The following is a 19,383-nucleotide window of genomic DNA, read 5'->3' as shown; positions in this document are numbered from 1 at the left end:
CGCGGCGGCGCCTTTTCTTCTCGCACGGAAGTTCCTCACCCTCAGAGGGCGACCGAGGACCAATCGGCGAAACCGGTGGGGTCGTGGCGGCCCATGGAGGCGTGTTCGAACAGGCCCCAGCCCTCGGCGTCGCCACAGCGGGCGTGGCCGATGTGGTCGATCACGCCGTAGGGGACGCGGGCTCGGATGCCGGGGTCGGTGAGGTCGTAGGTGCTCGACAGCGACCAGTTCTCGCCCATCCAGCGGCCGTGGGTCCAGTCGGGGTCGGCGCCGTACCCGCAGCCCACGTGCAGGGCGATGCCGGGACGGGACTCGATCTCGACTTCGAGAGGCTTGCCGTCGGGGGTCGTCATGTCCAGGCGAACCGAGCGAGGGTGGCGGGTGCCCGGCTCGTAGACCCAGGTCATGCGCGGCCAGCCGAGTTGTTCCTTGCGGCCGTCGTTCCAGATGCGCACCGCGTTGTTGAGGGTGCGGGTGCCGTCGGGTTCCTCCTGCACGATCACCACGATGGCGAAATCGGGGAACCGCAGCGGCGCGTACAACCACCAGAAACCACCCATACCCGTCGGCCTGCCCGCCGGGTCGGGTTCACCGGAGGGGCGGATGCCCCAGGAGCGGTCGCGGCTGCCGGTCCACGCCGCCGGGTCGACGGTGTAGTCGCGCCCGTGCACCGCCAGAGTGCCTTCCCACGAACCCAATTGGGCGAAACGTGACGCCTCGATGATGGGCCGGGTGCCCGACAGGATCAGGTGCGGTTGTTCCTGCACCGCCGGTTGCGCACCGGTCCAGGTGAGGTCGAAACCGAGATCGTCGTGCTCGCACACCACCCGCAGCTTTTGCAGCGGCTCGAGCACCTCGATGCGGTAACCACCGACGCTCGTGTGCAGATCACGCGAGGTGAGCGCGTCGGAGAACCGCACGCTGTGCTGCGTGTCGCCTCGGCGCGCGCACGCGAACGCGTCGACGACCCCCAGGTTCGGGTACACGCCGAAACCGGTGATCAGCATGGTGTCACCGGCGGGGTCGAAGGCGTTGAAGTAGTAGCGGTCGTAGAAATTCCGGTCGCTGGTCGCCACCCGGGCCAGCGACAGCGGTGTCTGATGGACCGGGTACTCGTCCAGGGGGACGGGCATGATCGCGTTCATCGTCAGTCCCATTCGTAGGTGCCGTCGAGCAGCGCTTCGAGTCCGCGCCGGTGCATGATGTAGTCGTCGCGCTCGTCGGGCACGACGTCCTCGCCGAAATGGATCATCCGCCGCTTGATCCGCGCCATCACGATGGCGTGGCGCAGGGCCGCGTACACGATGTAGAAGTCCAGGTCGGTGACAGTGTGGCCGGTCAGTTTCTCGTACTCGGCGACCACGTCGTCGCGGCGCAGGAAGTCGGCCAGGCCCGGCTGGTCGAACTTGGTCGCGATGTCCTGGAAGAACCGGTGGATGAAGATCAGCCAGCCCAGGTCGAGCTCGCGGGGGCCGAGGGTGGCCATCTCCCAGTCCAACACGGCGGCCGGGGTGAAGCCGTCGAACAGGATGTTGCCGGGGCGCGCGTCACCCCAGTTGAGCACCTCGGTGCCGGTCTCGGCGGGCCAGTTGGCCTCCAGCCAGTCGAATGCCCGCTCGATCAGCGGGATCTCGACACCGTCGTCGGCCAGCGCCCACCGGTACCAGGCGCGCTGCGCCTCGAAATGCCTGCGCAGCGCGGACCCTTCGCCGTCGAGCGCCGGAAAGCGCTGTGCCGCTTCGTCGATCGCGTGCACCTGGGCGATCACCTTGACGGTCTCGGCGGTGATGCCCGCTCGCTCGGCGGGGGTGGCGTCGAACACCCAGCCGAAGAACACGTACGGCGGATTGTCGGCGACTACCTGGCCCTCGACTTTGTCCATAACGAAAAACGGTGTGCCGAACAGTGATTCGTCGGTCTCGAGCCACCGCAGGGCGGGCACGGGAACCTCCGACACCGCCGCGACACCCGACATCACCTGGTACTGCAACGGCAGGTCATAGGACTGGAACACCGGAAACGACGAGTCCTCGGGCGCCATCCGCGCGACGAACGAACCGCTCCCGGCGACCCCGTTCACCGACCATTCGGCATCGAACAGAACCGTGGTGCTCGACATACCGCCGGTGGCGGGCTTGCTGAGATTGCCGATCCTCGGCGGTGCGTCGGCGCCGACCTTGCCCGACAGCCACCCCGAAAGCCGCTCGCCGAATGCGTCGAGATCGAGCTCGGTGACGGTCAGCGACTGCTGCGCGGTGTGGTCCGTGTCGTCGGACATACGTGGGGTCCCCTGTCGGCGTGGTGAAACGTGTTCCGTACCGGCGTACCGGAAGACCGGCCGGAATGTAAGGCGGGCGTCGGTGAGCGGGATTCAGGGTTGACACCTCCAAGATCGGGGTTTCCCCCGATGCGCGCGCGAGTCGTCGTCGGTGAAGCTTGCCGGACAGCCGTTTTCGATAGGGAGGTACGTAGTGACCGCAGTCGTCGCGGAGCGCGCAGTCGAGGAGCCGGTGCGTGCACCGGAGCCCAGGTGGCACCCGCTCACCCTGATCGCGTTCCGGTTCTGCGTCGCCTACTTCGGCCTGTTCTGCCTGTGGATGGCACAGATCACCTACGTTTTTCTCGGCGTGATCGCCCTGCGGATCCCCGAGGACGCCATCGCCTGGCAGCTGATCGCCCTGGCGCCGGTGAGCGGCTGGATCGGCGAGCACGTGTTCGGGGTGGCCGCCGAACTCGAGATGAACGGCAGCGGTGACCAAGCCGCCATCTGGATCCAGTGCGGGCTGGTGCTGGTCCTGGCCCTCCTCGTCACCGTGGTGTGGTCGATTCTCCACCGCCGCAGGCGCGCCTACCCCCGGATGTGGAGCTGGTTCCTCACCGCGCTCCGACTGGCCGTCGGCGGGCAGATGCTGTTCTACGGGTTCGCCAAACTGATCCCGACCCAGATGCCCGAACCCGCCCTGAACACCCTGCTCACCCGGGTGGGCGACCTGACCCCGATGGCGATGCTGTGGACCCAGGTCGGTGCTTCCCCCGCGTACGAGATCGCGCTGGGTGCGGCCGAAGTGGTCGGCGGCCTGCTGCTGTTCTGGTCGCGCACCGCCACGCTCGGCGCCATGGTGAGCGTGATCAGCATGGCCCAGGTGTTCCTGCTCAACATGACCTATGACGTCCCGGTGAAGATGCTGTCGGGACACCTGCTGCTGATGAGTCTGGTGCTGCTCGCCCCGCAAGCGCGCCGGCTGGCGAATGTGCTTGTGCTGCAGCGCCCCTCGGAACCGATGACGCAACCACCGTTGTTCACCTCACCGCGGGCGAACCGGTGGGCGACCGTCGTGCAGATCGCGGCCGCGCTGTGGGTGGTGGCGGGATGCGTCTACCTCGGTGCGCAGAGCTGGCGTGAGTACGGTGGCGGCGTGCCGGAGCCGCAGCTGTACGGCATCTGGCAGGTCGAGGAGTTCACCGTCGCCCAGTCGCCGGTACCGCCGTTGACCACCGATCCCGCACGCTGGCAGCGCCTCGTCATCGACAAGGGCTCGGCGGGCTATCAGCGGATGGACGACACGATCGTGCCGGTTCTCGCCGCTGTCGACGGTCCGACGCTCACCCTCAGCACCGCGCCGGCCTCGCCCGGAGCCGCACCCACTCGCTACGCCACGCTTACCCACGAACGCCTCACCGACGACCGGCTGATTCTGCGCGGGGAACTGGCGGGCGCACCGACGACGGTCGTACTCACCCGCGTCGACCTCGACGGTTTCCCGTTGCGCGGCACCGGTTTCCGCTGGGTACAGAATCAGCCCTACTTCGAGTGATCGCCCTGCTGGGGCGACGGATCTGTCAGCGGCAGGGTCGGTGGTTCGCAACCACCGACCGCGCGAGGGCAGGGTGGTCCTGCCCCGCGGTGCCTTTGCGCCCGATGCGGAAACCGTGATCGGCCGGGTGCGTTCGGTGGACGACGGAGCAGGAACTAGGCTCGGAGCTTGTGCCGAACACCGCTGATACCGCATCGACCCAGCCCGCCGGGGACCCGAACTACCTGGTCGGGCTCGATCTGCGTGGACGCAGAGTGGTTGTCGTCGGCGGCGGCACCGTCGCCCAGCGCCGGCTCGGGCTGCTCGTGGCCGCGGGCGCGCGGGTGCACGTGATCAGCCGGGCCGTGACCCCCGCCGTGGAGGGCATGGCGACGGCGGGGCAACTCACCGTGGAACTGCGCGACTACCGCGACGGCGACCTCGACGAGGCCTGGTACGCGATGGCCTGCACCGACGAACCCGAGACCAATGCCGCCGTGGTCGCCGAGGCCACCGCCAAGCGGATCTTCTGCGTGCGCGCCGACATCGCCCGCGACGGCACCGCCGTCACCCCGGCGACCGCGCGCTACGACGGTCTCACCCTCGGCGTCCTCGCCGGTGGCGCGCACCGTCGCTCGGCCGCGGTCCGCAACGGCCTGCTCGAAGCACTGCAATCCGGTGTGGTGACCGATGATTCGGAACCTGTGACGCCCGGCGTCGCGCTCGTGGGTGGTGGACCGGGCGACCCGGACCTCATCACCGTGCGCGGCCGCCGCCTGCTCGCCCGCGCCGACCTGGTCGTCGCCGACCGGCTCGCACCGCCGGAACTGCTCGCCGAACTCGGCCCGCACGTCGAGGTCGTCGACGCGGCGAAGATCCCCTACGGCCGGTCCATGGCGCAGGAGGCGATCAACCTCGCCCTCGTCGAGGGCGTGAAGGCGGGCAAGTTCGTCGTCCGGCTCAAGGGCGGCGATCCGTACGTCTTCGGCCGCGGGTACGAGGAGCTCGAGGCGTGCGCCGAGGCGGGCATCCCCGTGACGGTGGTACCCGGCATCACCAGCCCGATCTCGGTGCCCGGTGCCGCCGGAATCCCGGTGACCCACCGCGGGGTCACCCACGAATTCGTGGTGGTGAGCGGGCACGTCGCGCCCGATCACCCGGACTCGCTGGTCGACTGGTCGGCGCTGGCCAAGCTGCGCGGCACCCTCGTGCTGATGATGGCCGTGGAACGCATCGACAAGTTCGCCGCCGCCCTGCTCGACGGCGGCAAGCCCGCCGACACCCCCGCCACCGTCATCCAGGAGGGCACCCTGCGCACCCAGCGGGTGGTGCGCGCCGACCTCGCCACGGTCGCGCAGCGAGTCAAGGACGAAGGCATCCGCCCGCCCGCGATCATCGTCATCGGGCCGACCGCCGCCTTCGGTGATCCGGCCGCCACCAGGCCCTGAGTCACCCGCTCGGTCGTCCGTGCGCCACCACCGCACCGCACCCGGTGGGACCGTCGTGCGCGGGCGCCGGACTCGACCCTCAGGTCGCGGACGGGGAGTCGTTTACAGTGGTCGACTGTGCTCGAAAAACCCGCTGCCTCGACGCAGTCCCCGGTGAAGCAGTCGGCCTTCGGGCTCGCGATCATCGTTCTCAGCGGCCTGCAGTTCATGGTCGTGCTCGACGGCACCGTCGTGATCTTCGCGCTGCCCCGCTTGCAGGACGAACTCGGCCTGTCCAGCTCGGGCGGCGCGTGGACGGTCACCGCCTACGGTCTCACCTTCGCGGGCATGATGCTGCTCGGCGGCCGCCTCGGTGACGTCTTCGGCCGCAAACGCATGCTCATCACCGGTGTCGGCCTGTTCACCGCCGCCTCGCTGGCCTGCGGTCTCGCCCAGGGCGAGCTGGCCCTGCTGATCGCGCGCGCCTTCCAGGGTGCGGGCGCGGCCATCGCGGCACCCACCGCGTTCGCGCTGGTCGCCACTACTTTCGCGCCGGGTAAGGCACGCAACCAGGCGGTGGCGGTCGTCGGATCGATGGCCGGGATCGGGTCGGTGAGCGGCCTGGTGATCGGTGGTCTGCTCACCGAGATGTCGTGGCGGATGATCTTCCTCATCAATGTGCCGATCGGCGCGCTGATCGTGGTCGGCGCGATGTACACGCTCTCCGACACCGCCCACCACCGGGCGCCCCTCGATGTGAAGGGCGCGGTGCTGGGCACTCTCGCCTGCGCGCTGGTCGTGTTCGGCGCCACCGAGGGACCGTCCTGGGGGTGGGGCAGCCCGGTCATCCTGACTTCGCTGATCGTCGGTGTCGTGCTGCTCGTGGCGTTCGTGCTCATCGAGCGCAACGAGGCCGACCCGCTGCTGCCGTGGTCGCTGTTCGACAGCCGCGACCGCAACTCGACCTTCCTGTTGATCTTCCTGGCGGGCGCGGTGCTCGGTGCGATGACGTTCTTCGTCGCGCAGATGCTGCAGAACTCGCTCGGCTACAGCCCGCTGCACGCCGGTATCGCCTGTATCCCGTTCACCATCGGCATCGGTGTCGGCGGCGCGCTGGCCTCCAAGGCGGCGTTGCTCGTGCCACCGCGTTGGCTGCTGACCGGCGCCGCGCTCGTGCTCTCGGGGGCGCTGTTGTTCGGGTCGACACTCGACCGCCACATCGGCTACCTCACCACCCTGCTGCCGCTGCTCGTCGTCATCGGGTTCGGGGTGGGTGTGGCGATGGTGCTCGCCCCGCTGTGTGTGCTGGTCGACGTGCCGCCGTCCGATATCGGTCCGCTCTCGGCGGTGGGGCAGATGTTCATGAACCTGGCGACGCCGATCGCGATCGGACTGCTCAGCCCGATCGCGGCGTCGCGCACCCTGTCGCTCGGCGGCAGCCCCGATACCAAGGTGTCGGCCATGACCGGACCCCAGCTCGACGCGCTCACCAGCGGCTACACCACGGTCCTGCTCGTCTGCTCGGGTCTGGCGCTGCTGGCCGCCGTGGTGGCGCTGACTTTGCGCTTCACGCCTGCTCAGCTGGCCCAGGCCCAGCACGCGCAGGAGGAAGCCCAACAGGCCTGAGGTCAGAGGCGGCCGGTCACCTTGTACGGCGTGATCCGTACCGTCACCCGTTCGGCGTCGTCTGCCGAGGCCGGGTTGAACTCGGCGTAAGGCAGACCTGTGTATTTCAGGGACAACTCGTCGGGCAGCAGACGATCGGGATCCGGGACGAGGGTGGCGGTGCCGCGGATGGCGGCGTAGACGAACGGGCGCTCGGGCGGGTTGACCATTACGGTGACGCGGGGGTCGCGGGCCAGGTTCTTGGCCTGCCGGCGGGCGACGGTGGTGGAGAAGAGCAGGTCGTCGCCGTCGCGTTTGATCCAGACGACAGTCAGATGCGGATGCCCGTCGGGGCCGAGGGTGGCGACGGTGGCATACGCCTTCTCGTTGTCGATATAGGTGGACAACTCTTCGGACAGCGCGATGGTTCGGGTCATACCGGTACGAACGCGGCGGTCGTGCACGGCATTCCGGCCCGTTGTGGCAGAACGGCATTCGGGTTCTCGTGGTGAAGACGGGGTTGCCCGACAGTTGACGCGGCATGAGACTGGAGGGATGTCTGTGCTCGCGGAGAACCTGCTCGACCGGTGGATCGCCTTGGCCGGGACCGACTCCGAAGCCATCGGGATCGGCATCATCGGTCGCTACGCCGAACCACACCGCCGCTACCACACCCTCACCCACCTGTCGGTGATGCACGCCGCAATCGACGAATTGGCCGATGCCGCAACCGATATCGACGCCGTGCGCTACGCGGCCTTCTTTCACGACGCGATCTACGCCGTCGACCGCGCCGACAACGAGGAACGCAGCGCCGATCTGGCTCGCGACGTGCTCGAATCACTCCGCGCCACACCCGAGCTGGTGCACGAGGTGATGCGCCTGGTGATCCTCACCCGCGGTCACAACCCGGAAGCCGGCGACGCCAACGGCGCGGTGCTCTGCGACGCCGACCTGGTCGTGCTCGGTGGGACAGCCCAGGAGTACGCCGCCTACGCGGCCGCGATCCGCGAGGAATACCGCCACGTCCCCGACGACCTGTTCCGCGCGGGCCGTGCCTCGGTGTTGCGCAACCTCGCCGAGCAACCGCGCCTGTTCCGCACGCCGCAGGCATATCAGCGGTACGAGGGGCTCGCTCGCGCCAACCTCGCGGCCGAACTCATCGGGTTGTCCGGCTAGTCCTTGCGTCCGGTCAGCGCGAGTGATGCGCCGAGGCCGATCATCACCAACCCGCCGGTCCCGCCGACCGCGGCCAGGCGTCGCGGTGACCGCGCGAACCAGGTTCTGGCCGAGCCGGCCGCCAGCGCCCACAGGGAATCGAACACGAGGCCGAACACGGGGATGCACAGGCCGAGGATCAACATCTGCTGCGCTACGCCACCGCGTGCGGGGTCGACGAACTGGGGGAGCAGCGCCGCGAAGAGGACGATGGTCTTCGGATTCGCCAGGCCGACGATGAATCCGTCGCGCACTGCCGCGACCGCGTCGTCGTCGCGACCGTCGGGCCCGATCCGCATGGCATCGTGCAGTTGGGTGCGGTGCCGGAAGGCTTGAATGCCCAGGTACACAAGGTAACCCGCGCCGACGAGCTTGATCGCGGTGAACACCGTCGCCGACGCCGTCACCACCGCCCCCACGCCACACGCGACGGCGACGACCTGGAGGTATACCCCGACAGCGTTGCCGACCACGTTCAGCAACGCGGTCCGCCGCCCGGCGGTGAGCGCCCGTCCGATGGTGAACAACACGCTCGGACCGGGCACGAGAACGATCAGCAACGCCAGTCCGGCGAACGACGCCAGCGCACCCCAGGAGACCATGACCGCCACGGTATCCGGGCCGCGCTCAGCGCGCGAGCGCGTTGTTCGATTCGATCGCGGTCACGATGAGGTCGGCCACGCCGCGCTGTCCGGCGGCTGCCCCGCTCGCCGGTTCGGCGTGCGCTCCGGGCGAGAGCAGTGCGGGCACCGAAACGGTCAGCCGCAACGAGAGCGCGCATGCGGTTGGTCATCGAACTTCCTGGAGATCGAGTGATCGTCGGCGTCGGGTCGGCCGAGTTCAGGCTAGGCGGCGGCGCACCCCGTTGTCTTTGTGCTGCGTCACGGTATCTGTCGGACGAGGCGATTGACAGGCAAGCTGCTACTTGCCTATGGTGGTCGCGGAAGAGACAAGGAGTGCTCGCCGTGAGCGATATCTTCACCGCCCTGGCGGACTCGACTCGACGCGCGCTGCTCGACGAACTGGCCGATCGTGACGGTCAGACCCTGTTCGAACTGTGCGGCCGGCTCGTGACCAAGTACGGCATCAGCTCCTCGCGGCAGGCGATCACCCAGCATCTCGGTGTGCTCGAGGCGGCGGGCCTGGTCCGCACGAGCCGCGTCGGCCGCTACAAATTCCACTACCGCGACTTCACCCCGCTGCGCGAGCTGACGGCGCGGTGGCCCATCCCCCAGGAGGACACATGATCCGCATCGGCGTCACCAGCGTCTTCGTCGACGACCAGGACAAGGCCGAGAAGTTCTACACCGAGGTGCTCGGTTTCCAGGTGAAACACAAAGTGCCCCTTGGCGAGTACTCGTGGCTGACCGTGGTCTCGCCCGCCGACCCCGACGGCATCGAACTGCTGCTCGAGCCCGATCAGCACCCTGCCGCGAAGGCCTACAAGACGGCCTTGAGCGCCGACGGTATTCCGATGATGATCTTCACCGTCGACGACATCGACGCCGAATATCGCCGCCTGACCGACCTGGGTGTCTTCTTCACCCAGCCGCCCCAGCCCATGGGCCAGGTGACCTCCGCCGTCTTCGACGACACCTGCGGCAATCTCATCTCCCTGAACTCGCCTGTCGGCCAATAGCGCACCGGGGCGTCGCCGAGTTTTCCACGGGGAACAATCGTGGCGCCCCGTCGGTTGACCCGGCACATGACGACACTCGGATTGATCGGTAGCGGATTCATCGGTTCCACCCTGGCCCGGCTCGCGGTCGACGCGGGTCACGACGTGGTGCTCAGCAATTCGCGTGGCCCGGAAACGCTGGCTGACCTGGTGGCCGAACTCGGCCCTCGCGCCCGCGCGGCCACCCCGGCCGAAGCGGCCGAGGCGGGTGACTACGTGGTGGTCACCGTACCGCTGAAGGCCTACCGCGAGGTCCCCGTCGAGCCGCTGGCGGGCAAGGTCGTGTTCGACACCAACAACTACTACCCCGAGCGTGACGGCGCGTTCCCCGAGCTCGACGCCGACGAGACCACCACCAGCGAACTCCTGCAGCGCCACCTGCCCGAGTCGAAGGTGGTCAAGGCGTTCAACAACATCGCCTACGCCAATCTCGCCGAACTCGCCCGGCCCGCGGGCGCCGCCGACCGTTCCGCCCTGCCGATCTTCGGTGACGACGCCCACGCCAAGAAGTTGGCCGCCGAGTTCGTCGACAGCCTCGGCTACGACGTTGTCGACGGTGGTGACCTCCCGGAAAGCCGCCGCTCCCAAAGGGATACGCCGGTCTACGTCCACCCGTACGCCGCCGACAGCAACTGGCCGCCCGCGTCGAAGCCCGCGAGTTCCGACGAGGTGCGCGCGGCCCTCGCGGCGGCGCGAATCTAACCCGTTCCCCATCTCCCCGCGGCCCGCAACCTGGCCAGCGTCGCCCGATCGGGGTGATGTTCGACCAGGAAGCGGGGCGGGAACAGGCCGGGCACGGCCCGAAGGCCGACTTCGCGATCCAGCACCTCCCACGGCACGTGGAACAGCGACGCGGTCGTCGGGTCGACCATGCTGACGACGTGTGCGCGCGGCAGCAGTGTCGGCACAGTATCGGTCCACGCGGCCACCGTTTCCTCGATTCCGTCGGCAGCCCGTACATGCAGCAGTTCGGCGGCGTGCTCGTCGAGTCGGCCTGCTTCGGCCTCGGCGTGCAGGCTCTGGTACTGCGCGGCATGCACCGGGGCGGAGAGCGCGGCCTCGGCGGACCGGATCGCCGCCCACGCGGGGTGGTCGATCGGCACAGTGAACGGCACCAGCCTGCCCATTTCCCGGCCGGCGGCGACCAGTTCGCAGACCCGCTCCGGTGAGCTGGCCACCCCGGCAAGGACGCCGAAACTACCCGGCACGAAGAACAGCGGCTGCGCGCCCGCTTTGTTGCCGAGCCCGGCCAGCCAGCCGTCGACCAGCGGCAGCGACCCCGCGTAGAGATCACCGTCGTCGTCCGGGAGGAACAGCACACCGTCCTCGGTGTCGAACAGCGACACGGTCTCCACCGCGAAGTCGATCATGTTGGCGCGGGCGGTGGCGAAGACGGTATCGGCATCCACACCCCACTCGACCAGATCGTCCGGGGACACCGTGCGCATCGAGGTCGGCAGGTCGATCACCACGCGCTCGGTGAGGCAGCAGCAGCGGCCGCCACAGCATGTGGTCGCCGATTCGTTTCCCCTGGAACTCGATCGTCAGGTCGCCGGCCGGTCGCAACACCGACCGCAGCGTCGGCGCGGCCGCCGCCCAGCCCGCGACGGGATCGGTGATCGCGGTTCTCGACGCCACCGATCGGCGCACATACTCGGCGAGCAGCTGGACCGCTTCCTCGCCGTCGAGGCCCTCGGCCAGCCGGAACGGTGTCCGCAGGCCGTACTGCTGTATCGCGCCGTCGGCGTAGACGACATCGACGTGGAACTCGGACGCATCGAACTCCGCCGAGACCACCTCGGGAAACGCCCGCAGGATGTCGACCGCCCACTTGCCGAAAATCGCGTCTCGCGAAGCAGATTCGCGACGCCGGAACAAACCCCTACCGAAACCCATTGAGCACTCTCTCGATCACGCATGCCCGGCCGGACGCGACCGAACCGCGGAACGTTACCGGCAACCGGTCCGGCGCGCACCCCGAGCTCAGGTGATGACGAGAAGTTCTGTGGGGGAGGCGATCTCGGCGCGCAAACCGGCTTTGGTCGCGACCCGGGCCACGCCGCGGATATCGGTGGGCTCGGCGCGGGTGAGGACGAGGGCGCGGGCGAGCAACCCCTTGTGCTGTTTGTTGAAGTGGCTCACCACGGTGCGGGAACCGTCCGGGTGCTCGGTGAGGACGTTGGCGGTGATCGCGTCGGGGACGCGGCCGAGCTGCTGGTAGGTGCCCGAGCGCAGGTCGATGACGAGTTCGCCCGCGGCCTCGGCGTAGAGGGCGTCGGGTAGGACGTCGCGCCACAGAGCCGACAGAGTGGGCAGGCCGGGGAGCTTCGTGCCGCCGGAGAGGCGGTAGGCGGGGATCGGGTCGCCGGCGCGGACGGCACCGAACAGGGCCGAACCGATCCCCAGCCGGGCATACGCCTTGGCCCGCTGCGCCTTGGTGAACGATTTCGCGTCCAGCGCGTCGTAGAGCACTCCGGTGTAGCGCTCGAGCGCGGGCCGGGTGGGGGAGGTGCGCAGGGTCGCGTTGCGGGCGATCTCCGCGTCGGCGCCCTTGCCCAGCCCGAGTACGGCGGCGGCGGTCGCCGGCTCGGCGGCCAGCTGAACCACCTCGGTCACCAGCTTGTCGCGGACCGCGCTGAGCTGCGGCATCGCCAGATCGTCGAGGTTCAGCGGCGCGCCCGAACCGCCGTCGGACTTGGTTTCGGAGGGAGGCAGCAGCACCAGCACGATCGTCAACGGTAATGGCGCCCCGATCCCCGGCGGGGTGCGGGTCAGCGCACCGCTTCGAGGAAGCACCAGCGCGAGCGAGCGGAAACGCGCGGCGGTACCGAGCGCCGGGGCCAGGACGAACGCGAGCCGCGCACCGGCGATGGTCCGGCATGATCGGCCTTGCGATCTCCGGCGCGGACCGGCGGCGGGATCCTTCCGCGCGCCCAGGTGGTAATCGGCTGTCGGCCCCACCGGACCAGGGACTACCCTGTGCATCCGTGATCACCCGCCTCTCCCGCCTGTTCCTGCGCACCCTGCGAGACGATCCCGCCGACGCCGAGGTGCCGAGCCACAAACTGCTGGTCCGTGCCGGCTATGTCCGCCGCGTCGCTCCTGGCGTGTACTCGTGGTTGCCGCTGGGTCTGCGCACGCTGCGCAAGATCGAGGACGTCGTGCGCCAGGAGATGGACGCCACCGGCGCCCAGGAGATCTCGCTGCCCGCGCTGCTGCCGCGCGAGCCCTACGAGACCACCAAGCGGTGGACCGAATACGGTGACGCGCTGTTCCGCCTCCAGGACCGCAAGGGCGGCGACTACCTGCTCGGCCCCACCCACGAAGAGCTGTTCGCGCTCACCGTGAAGGGTGAGTACAACTCCTACAAGGACCTGCCGGTCACGCTGTACCAGATCCAGGCCAAGTACCGCGACGAGGAACGCCCCCGTGCCGGCATCCTGCGCGGCCGCGAGTTCATCATGAAGGACTCCTACTCCTTCGACCTCGACGACGACGGTCTCGCCGCCAGCTACGCCACCCACCGCGCCGCCTACCAGCGCATCTTCGACCGGCTCGGCGTGAAGTACGTGATCGTGGCCGCCACCTCCGGCGCCATGGGCGGTAGCGCGTCCGAGGAATTCCTCGCCGAGAGCCCCGTGGGTGAGGACACCTACGTGCGCTGCGTGGAGTCCGGATACGCGGCCAACGTGGAAGCCGTGGTCACCCCCGCGCCCGCGCCGCTGCCCATCGACGGACTGCCCGCCGCCGTCGAACACGACACCCCGAACACGCCGACCATCGCCACCCTTGTCGACTGGGCCAACGAGGCGAAGGTGCTCGACCGCGCCGTGACCGCCGCCGACACGTTGAAGAACGTGATGGTGAAACTGCGCCACCCCGACGGCAAGACCGAGATCGTCGGCATCGGCATCCCCGGCGACCGCGAGGTCGACGACAAGCGCCTCGAGGCCGCTGTCGAACCCGCGACGGTGGAGTTGCTCACCGAGGCGGACTTCACCGCCAACCCGTTCCTGGTGAAGGGCTACATCGGCCCGAAGGGCTTGCAGGCCAACGGTGTCCGCTACCTGGTCGATCCCCGCGTCGTCGACGGCACCTCCTGGATCACCGGTGCCGACCGGCAGGGCAGGCACGTCGTCGGTCTGGTCGCCGGACGTGACTTCACCCCCGACGGCACCATCGAGGCCGCCGAGGTCCGCGACGGCGACCCCTCGCCCGACGGTGCCGGTCCGCTGGTGTCGGCGCGTGGCATCGAGATCGGCCACATCTTCCAGCTCGGCCGCAAATACACCGACGCCTTCGACGTGGACGTGCTCGGCGAGAACGGCAAGCCCGTGCGCCTCACCATGGGCTCCTACGGCATCGGCATCTCGCGCATGGTCGCGGTGATCGCCGAACAGCAGCACGACGAGAAGGGCCTGCGCTGGCCCGCCGAGGTCGCCCCCTTCGATGTGCACGTGGTGATCGCCAACAAGGACGCCGCCGCCCGCGACGGCGCCGAACACGTGGTCGCCGGGCTGAATGCCGAAGGCCTCGAGGTCCTCTTCGACGACCGCACCGCCTCGCCCGGCGTGAAGTTCAAGGACGCCGAGCTCCTCGGCATGCCCTGGATCCTGGTCATCGGCCGCGGCTGGGCCGAGGGCAAGGTGGAACTGCGCAACCGGCTCACCGGCGAAGCCGAGGAGATTCCGGCCGAAGACGCCGTCAGCGCGGTCACCGCCCGAGTCCGCGGCTGACCCGTCTGCCTCGAACGCGCTGTCCCGTCATTCGGGGCAGCGCGTTCGTCGTGTTCGGCGGCTGGTCGAACTTACGCTTACGTAGGGGAAACCTGCTGGTAGACGGGGTACCAGTGAGTAGCGCGCTGATAAGTTGGCACCCATGACGAGTTCGCCCAGCCTGTTGTTCAACCCCGCCACCTACGACCCGCAGCACTTCGATCCCGAGACCCGGCGGCTGTTGCGCGCCACCATCGAGTGGTTCGAGTCCAAGGGCAAGGCGCAGTTGCTGGCCGACGACCGGGACGCGGTGTGGGTGCAGGACTTCCTGGACTTCGTGGCGAAGGAGAAGCTGTTCGCCACCTTCCTGACGCCGGCCGCCTACGCCGACGGTGACCCGAACAAGCGCTGGGACGCCGCGCGCAACGCGGCGCTGTCGGAGATCTTCGGCTTCTACGGCCTGGCCTACTGGTACGCCGAGCAGGTGACCATCCTCGGCCTCGGCCCGATCTGGCAGAGCGACAACGAGATCGCCAAGCGCAAGGCCGCCGCCGACCTCGCCGACGGCCAGGTGATGGCGTTCGCGCTGTCGGAGCGCGACCACGGCGCCGACATCTACAACACCGACCTCGTCCTGACCCCCACCGAGCCGGGCAGCGCCGACGCCGAAGCGGGAATCCTGTTCCGCGCCAACGGCGAGAAGTACTACATCGGCAACGGCAATGTCGCCTCGATGGTCTCGGTGTTCTCCCGCCGCGCCGACATCGAGGGCGCTGACGGTTACGTCTGGTTCGCCGCCGACTCCCGCCACGACAACTACCACCTGGTCGAGAGCGTCATCGACGGTCAGATGTATGTGAGCCACTTCCGGCTCGAGAACTACCCGGTGACCGCCGCCGACGTGCTGCACGAAGGGCCCGAAGGGTTCTCGGCCGCGCTCAACACCGTCAACGTCGGCAAGTTCAACCTGTGCCACGGCAGCATCGGCATGGTGGAGCACTCGTTCTTCGAGGCCATCACCCACTCCAACAACCGCATCCTCTACGGCAAGCCGGTCACCGACTTCGCCCACGTGCGTGGCAATTTCGTCGACGCCTACGCCCGCCTGATCGCGATGAAGCTGTTCAGCGACCGGTCCGTCGACTACTTCCGCAGCGCCTCCCTCGAGGACCGCCGCTACCTGCTGTTCAACCCGATGACCAAGTCCAAGGTCACCTCCGAGGGCGAGGTCGCCATGACCCTGCTGCTGGATGTGCTGGCGGCCAAGGGCTTCGAGAAGAACACCTACTTCCACGAGGCCTCGCGCTACATCAACCACCTGCCCCGGCTCGAGGGCACGGTGCACGTGAACGTGGGCCAGATCCTGAAGTTCATGCCGAACTACCTGCTCAACCCGGCCGAGTACCCGGCCGTCCCGACCCGCCTCGAGGCGGGCGACGAGGAGTTCTTCTGGAAGCAGGGCCCGGCCCGCGGCGCGGGTAAGGTGCGCTTCGCCGACTGGACACCGCCCTACGAGGCGGCCGCCGACGTGCCGAACGTGGGCCGCTTCTACGAGCAGGCCAAGGCGCTGCGTGAGCTGCTGCTCACCGCCGCACCGGACGAGGCGCAGCAGAAGGACCTGGACTTCATGCTCACCGTCGGCCACCTCTTCTCCACGGTGGTCTACGGTCAGCTGATCCTCGAGCAGGCCGAACTCACCGGCCTCGACCGCGACGTGCTCGACCAGATCTTCGACTTCCAGATCCGCGACTTCAACACCCAGGCCACCGCGCTGCTCGGCAAGCCGTCGGTCACCGACGCGCAGCGCGACTGGGCTGTCGGTGCCCTGCGCACGCCGATCGCCGACGCCGAGCGGTTCGATCGGGTGTGGCAGCAGGTGGAGTCCTACGACGGCGCCTACGCGATGCGTCCGTAGCCGACAGCGACGGTCCGGCCTGTTCCGCGGGCCGGACCGTCGCTGTGCGTGGGCGGTATTCCACCACGGATGCGCGCGCGACCCGGGCGGCCTTCCGGCTATGTACGTCCGGGGAAGCTGACGGTGACCGGGTTCGTGCCGAGGATCGCCTGCCACCGGGCTCTGCGCATCGCCGCATCGGTGAGCGCTTCGACGGCGCTCGCACGGACGGCGGGTTCGGTGGCCTGTTCGACGACGGCGTACCACGCTGCGGCGCAATCGGATTCGACCGCTACGGCGAGGTGTGCGGCCGGGATCGGGTCGTCGACCGGGAACGGCGGGTTGTAGGCGGCATCGGGTGCCTCCGGTGCGGAGCCACCGGCTTCGAGCAGTTCGATCGTCGCGTCCCGGCGGGCGCGGTGGGCGGCACTGAACTCCGCGACCAGGCGCGACCGGTCGCTGTTGGCGTAGGCGGCGATCAGGCCGTAGGAGTACACGGCCGCGTACTCGGTGTCGAGGGCGCGTTGCAGCGCTTCGCGTTGATCGGTCATGAAAGCAGAACACCCGCCTCGGTGGCACAGGCCGCGCTGATCGAGGCCAGAAGCCCTGCGCGGTAACCGGATTCGGTGCGGGCCAGGCTCGCTGCGGCCTGCTGGGAATGCAGCAACCGGGCACGCAACTGCTCGACGCTGATCGGCTGCTGCGCCGCGGATACGAGGTCGGCGGCGGGCACCGGCGCACCGTCGGACCCCGGCACGGTGACGGCGCCGGTTCGGTGCACAGGAGTGGTTCCGTCGCCGTAGACGCCGATCACCCGGTCGATCTCGGCGCGCAGGGCATCAGCGTGCGCGGTGCGTTCGGTGGCGACGGTCGCCAGCGCGGCCTGCGCCTGCGGTGCGAGCGCGATCGCGGCAGTCGCGGCGGCGGCATCGGCGCGAGCCAGAACCTCGTGTGCGGCAAGGGGATCCGGCGCGTGCACGGTGTCGTCCTCGGCGCACGCCGCGAGCACGGCCACGGCAGGTACCGCGACGGCCCCCGCCCCGGCCATCCGGAGCATCGTGCGACGACGCCAGGTCCTCGGCTCCGCGGCGCGCGCGGAGACGGCCGTCGGCATGTCGAACCCGGTGGTCGGGGGGTGGAGATCGCGGCGCATGCCGGAAGGTCGCCCGGCACTCGGCGGGACGGTATGGCGGTGATGCACGTGGACCATCGTGCCAGATCTCGCGGCGACGGTTCGCCGCGCCGCGATCGCGCCGGGCACGCCGACACGGACCGGTGCGCACCGCCCGGTGGCTGGTCCTTTACACTCTCGTGGCGCGTTACGCTAGACCTTCGGCGTAGAAATTTCCGATCGCGTCACAACTGAACCAGGAGCCGCCCATATGCCGATGCCCACCGAGGAAAGGGTGAGCCAGCTCGTCGCTGAGCTCGTCGCACGCCGGGGTTTCGACCTCGAGGGCGTCGCGATCGCGGCCGCGGGCAAGGACGAACTGGCTCCGGTTCGGGTGAAGGTCACCGTGGACAGCGACGGTCCCGCCGACCTCGACAAGATCGCCGACCTGAGCCGCGAGATGTCCGAGTCGCTCGACGCGGCAGGTGATTTCGGCGAATCCGCCTACCTGCTCGAAGTGACCACCCCCGGCGTCGACCGGCCGTTGACCACCGACCGGCACTGGCGCCGGGCCCAGGGCCGCAAGGTGAAGGTCAGCCTGGCCGACGGCGCCGAACCCGTCGAGGGCAAGAAGAAGTTCGAGGCGCGCGTCGGCCGGCTCGCCGACGACGGCACCATCGCGCTCGTGCTCGGCGGCAGGAACAAGCCGCACCGGGTGCACGTGCCCCTCGCCGACATCGCCACCGCGGTCGTCCAGGTCGAATTCAACGCACCCGGCGCCGCCGAACTCGAACTCGCAGGCGGAATCGCCGCGGGCCGCCCCGTGCCGGGCGACGAACCCGCCGACCTCGCCGCAGCAGGCCAACACAGTGACACTCCCACCGAAGGGGTTGCGGAATGAACATCGAAATCGAAGCCTTGCGCGCGATCGTCGCCGACAAGGGCATCCCGATCGAGACCGTGATCTCGGCGATCGAGTCGGCGCTGCTCACCGCCTACCGGCACACCGAGGGGCATCAGCCCAACGCCTACATCGACATCAACCAGAAGACCGGTGTGGTCCGGGTGATGGCGCGCGAACTCGACGCCGAGGGCAACCTCGTCTCCGAATGGGACGACACCCCTGAGGGTTTCGGCCGCATCGCCGCGACCACCGCCCGTCAGGTGGTGCTGCAGCGGCTGCGTGACGCCGAGAACGAGAAGTCCTTCGGCGAGTTCTCCACCCACGAGGGCGACATCGTCGGCGGCGTCGTCCAGCGCGACGCCAGGGCCAACGCGCGCGGCATCGTCGTGGTGCGCATCGGCAGCGAGGCCAACGGCGCCGAGGGCCTGATCCCGCCCGCCGAGCAGGTGCCCGGCGAGACCTACGAGCACGGCGACCGCATCAAGTGCTACGTCTACGGTGTGTCGCGTGGTCCGCGTGGTCCGCAGATCCAGCTCTCGCGCACCCACCCCAACCTGGTGCGGCGGCTGTTCTCGCTGGAGGTGCCCGAGATCGCCGACGGCTCCGTCGAGATCGTCGCGGTGGCCCGCGAGTCGGGCCACCGCTCCAAGATCGCGGTCCGCTCCACCGTGCCCGGCGTGAACGCCAAGGGCGCCTGTATCGGCCCGATGGGGCAGCGGGTACGCAACGTGATGAGCGAACTGGCGGGCGAGAAGATCGACATCATCGACTACGCCGAGGATCCGGCGACCTTCGTCGGTAATGCGCTCTCGCCGTCGAAAGTGGTTTCGGTCACTGTCGTCGATCCGGAGGCGCGCGCCGCGCGGGTGATCGTGCCCGATTTCCAGCTCTCCCTCGCCATCGGCAAGGAGGGCCAGAATGCCCGCCTGGCTGCCCGCCTGACGGGCTGGCGCATCGATATCCGCAGCGACGCTGCCCCGGAAACCGACGACTCGGCACGCCCGCAGGCGCACCGGAGTTGACCCGGGCGCGTCGGA

Annotated in this window: 21 protein-coding genes; 12 read left to right on the top strand and 9 right to left on the bottom strand. The window is 69.0% G+C overall.

What is annotated here, in order from left to right:
- Positions 1-41: 41 nt before the first annotated feature.
- Positions 42-1,133: a hypothetical protein gene (locus tag AB0I35_RS06970; protein WP_357394837.1), complete on the bottom strand. Its 1,092-nt coding sequence runs from the start codon at positions 1,131-1,133 to the stop codon at positions 42-44.
- A 14-nt stretch (positions 1,134-1,147) separates the two neighbouring features.
- Complete coding sequence (locus AB0I35_RS06965) at positions 1,148-2,278, bottom strand: phosphotransferase family protein (RefSeq protein WP_357394836.1); 1,131 nt, start codon at positions 2,276-2,278, stop codon at positions 1,148-1,150.
- Between the two features lie 193 nt (positions 2,279-2,471).
- Between AB0I35_RS06965 and AB0I35_RS06960 the strand changes: the two genes are divergently transcribed.
- The 3 genes from AB0I35_RS06960 to AB0I35_RS06950 all read left to right on the top strand — a co-directional run bounded on the left by AB0I35_RS06960 (position 2,472) and on the right by AB0I35_RS06950 (position 6,847).
- The gene (locus tag AB0I35_RS06960) at positions 2,472-3,815 is read left to right on the top strand and encodes a DoxX family protein (protein WP_357394835.1); all 1,344 of its coding nucleotides are present in this window, start codon (positions 2,472-2,474) and stop codon (positions 3,813-3,815) included.
- Between the two features lie 170 nt (positions 3,816-3,985).
- Positions 3,986-5,242 (top strand): uroporphyrinogen-III C-methyltransferase, encoded by a 1,257-nt coding sequence (cobA, locus tag AB0I35_RS06955; protein ID WP_357394833.1) that lies wholly within the window; start codon positions 3,986-3,988, stop codon positions 5,240-5,242.
- A gap of 117 nt (positions 5,243-5,359) precedes the next feature.
- Entirely contained in the window at positions 5,360-6,847 is a 1,488-nt protein-coding gene (locus AB0I35_RS06950) for an MFS transporter (RefSeq protein ID WP_357394832.1), read from the top strand.
- Between the two features lie 2 nt (positions 6,848-6,849).
- Here the strand turns inward: AB0I35_RS06950 and AB0I35_RS06945 are convergent, their stop codons facing one another.
- Positions 6,850-7,263 carry a PPOX class F420-dependent oxidoreductase gene (locus AB0I35_RS06945; protein ID WP_357394830.1) on the bottom strand — a complete coding sequence of 138 codons (414 nt, stop codon included), beginning with the start codon at positions 7,261-7,263 and terminating at the stop codon, positions 6,850-6,852.
- A 118-nt stretch (positions 7,264-7,381) separates the two neighbouring features.
- On the opposite strand from AB0I35_RS06945, the gene AB0I35_RS06940 reads away from it, so the two are divergent.
- Positions 7,382-8,005 (top strand): metal-dependent phosphohydrolase, encoded by a 624-nt coding sequence (locus AB0I35_RS06940; protein ID WP_357394828.1) that lies wholly within the window; start codon positions 7,382-7,384, stop codon positions 8,003-8,005.
- Here the strand turns inward: AB0I35_RS06940 and AB0I35_RS06935 are convergent.
- Both AB0I35_RS06935 and AB0I35_RS06930 read right to left on the bottom strand, forming a co-directional pair.
- A complete protein-coding gene (locus AB0I35_RS06935; protein ID WP_357394826.1) occupies positions 8,002-8,646 on the bottom strand; it encodes a LysE family translocator in 645 nt (214 codons plus the stop codon). The genes AB0I35_RS06940 and AB0I35_RS06935 overlap by 4 nt on opposite strands.
- A gap of 25 nt (positions 8,647-8,671) precedes the next feature.
- Positions 8,672-8,812, bottom strand: a complete 141-nt coding sequence (locus AB0I35_RS06930) for a hypothetical protein (RefSeq protein ID WP_357394824.1) — start codon at positions 8,810-8,812, stop codon at positions 8,672-8,674.
- 197 nt (positions 8,813-9,009) lie between these two features.
- Here AB0I35_RS06930 and AB0I35_RS06925 point away from each other — a divergent pair, with 197 nt between their 5' ends.
- From AB0I35_RS06925 to AB0I35_RS06915, 3 genes are all read left to right on the top strand, one after another.
- Positions 9,010-9,291: a helix-turn-helix domain-containing protein gene (locus tag AB0I35_RS06925; protein ID WP_357394823.1), complete on the top strand. Its 282-nt coding sequence runs from the start codon at positions 9,010-9,012 to the stop codon at positions 9,289-9,291.
- Positions 9,291-9,683 (top strand): VOC family protein, encoded by a 393-nt coding sequence (locus AB0I35_RS06920; protein ID WP_357395021.1) that lies wholly within the window; start codon positions 9,291-9,293, stop codon positions 9,681-9,683. The genes AB0I35_RS06925 and AB0I35_RS06920 overlap by 1 nt, the downstream gene beginning before the upstream one ends.
- 66 nt (positions 9,684-9,749) lie before the next feature.
- Complete coding sequence (locus tag AB0I35_RS06915) at positions 9,750-10,424, top strand: NAD(P)-binding domain-containing protein (protein ID WP_357394822.1); 675 nt, start codon at positions 9,750-9,752, stop codon at positions 10,422-10,424.
- Here the strand turns inward: AB0I35_RS06915 and AB0I35_RS06910 are convergent.
- Entirely contained in the window at positions 10,421-11,191 is a 771-nt protein-coding gene (locus AB0I35_RS06910; protein WP_357394821.1) for a hypothetical protein, read from the bottom strand. The genes AB0I35_RS06915 and AB0I35_RS06910 overlap by 4 nt on opposite strands.
- Before the next feature lie 10 nt (positions 11,192-11,201).
- Here AB0I35_RS06910 and AB0I35_RS06905 point away from each other — a divergent pair, with 10 nt between their 5' ends.
- Positions 11,202-11,621 carry a hypothetical protein gene (locus AB0I35_RS06905; protein ID WP_357394820.1) on the top strand — a complete coding sequence of 140 codons (420 nt, stop codon included), beginning with the start codon at positions 11,202-11,204 and terminating at the stop codon, positions 11,619-11,621.
- Positions 11,622-11,705: 84 nt separating this feature from the next.
- Here AB0I35_RS06905 and yaaA read toward each other — a convergent pair whose 3' ends face one another.
- Complete coding sequence (yaaA, locus tag AB0I35_RS06900; protein WP_357395020.1) at positions 11,706-12,449, bottom strand: peroxide stress protein YaaA; 744 nt, start codon at positions 12,447-12,449, stop codon at positions 11,706-11,708.
- A gap of 260 nt (positions 12,450-12,709) precedes the next feature.
- On the opposite strand from yaaA, the gene AB0I35_RS06895 reads away from it, so the two are divergent.
- Together AB0I35_RS06895 and AB0I35_RS06890 are read left to right on the top strand one after the other, a co-directional pair.
- Positions 12,710-14,458 carry a proline--tRNA ligase gene (locus tag AB0I35_RS06895; RefSeq protein ID WP_357394819.1) on the top strand — a complete coding sequence of 583 codons (1,749 nt, stop codon included), beginning with the start codon at positions 12,710-12,712 and terminating at the stop codon, positions 14,456-14,458.
- Between the two features lie 142 nt (positions 14,459-14,600).
- Entirely contained in the window at positions 14,601-16,352 is a 1,752-nt protein-coding gene (locus AB0I35_RS06890) for an acyl-CoA dehydrogenase family protein (RefSeq protein WP_357394818.1), read from the top strand.
- Between the two features lie 98 nt (positions 16,353-16,450).
- On the opposite strand, the gene AB0I35_RS06885 is transcribed toward AB0I35_RS06890, so the two are convergent.
- A complete protein-coding gene (locus AB0I35_RS06885) occupies positions 16,451-16,882 on the bottom strand; it encodes a ferritin-like domain-containing protein (protein WP_357394817.1) in 432 nt (143 codons plus the stop codon).
- Complete coding sequence (locus AB0I35_RS06880) at positions 16,879-17,484, bottom strand: hypothetical protein (RefSeq protein WP_357394816.1); 606 nt, start codon at positions 17,482-17,484, stop codon at positions 16,879-16,881. Before AB0I35_RS06880 ends, AB0I35_RS06885 begins: the two co-directional genes overlap by 4 nt.
- 229 nt (positions 17,485-17,713) lie before the next feature.
- Here AB0I35_RS06880 and rimP point away from each other — a divergent pair, with 229 nt between their 5' ends.
- Both rimP and nusA read left to right on the top strand, forming a co-directional pair.
- Positions 17,714-18,343 carry a ribosome maturation factor RimP gene (rimP, locus tag AB0I35_RS06875; protein ID WP_357394815.1) on the top strand — a complete coding sequence of 210 codons (630 nt, stop codon included), beginning with the start codon at positions 17,714-17,716 and terminating at the stop codon, positions 18,341-18,343.
- Positions 18,340-19,368 carry a transcription termination factor NusA gene (nusA, locus tag AB0I35_RS06870; RefSeq protein ID WP_357394814.1) on the top strand — a complete coding sequence of 343 codons (1,029 nt, stop codon included), beginning with the start codon at positions 18,340-18,342 and terminating at the stop codon, positions 19,366-19,368. The genes rimP and nusA overlap by 4 nt, the downstream gene beginning before the upstream one ends.
- Positions 19,369-19,383: the final 15 nt, after the last annotated feature.

It is taken from the genome of Nocardia sp. NPDC050378 (assembly GCF_040655675.1).
GTDB classification, from domain to species: domain Bacteria; phylum Actinomycetota; class Actinomycetes; order Mycobacteriales; family Mycobacteriaceae; genus Nocardia; species Nocardia coubleae.
Note: the sequence above shows the minus strand (reverse complement) of the source record. Positions and strands in the feature narration are given on the sequence as shown.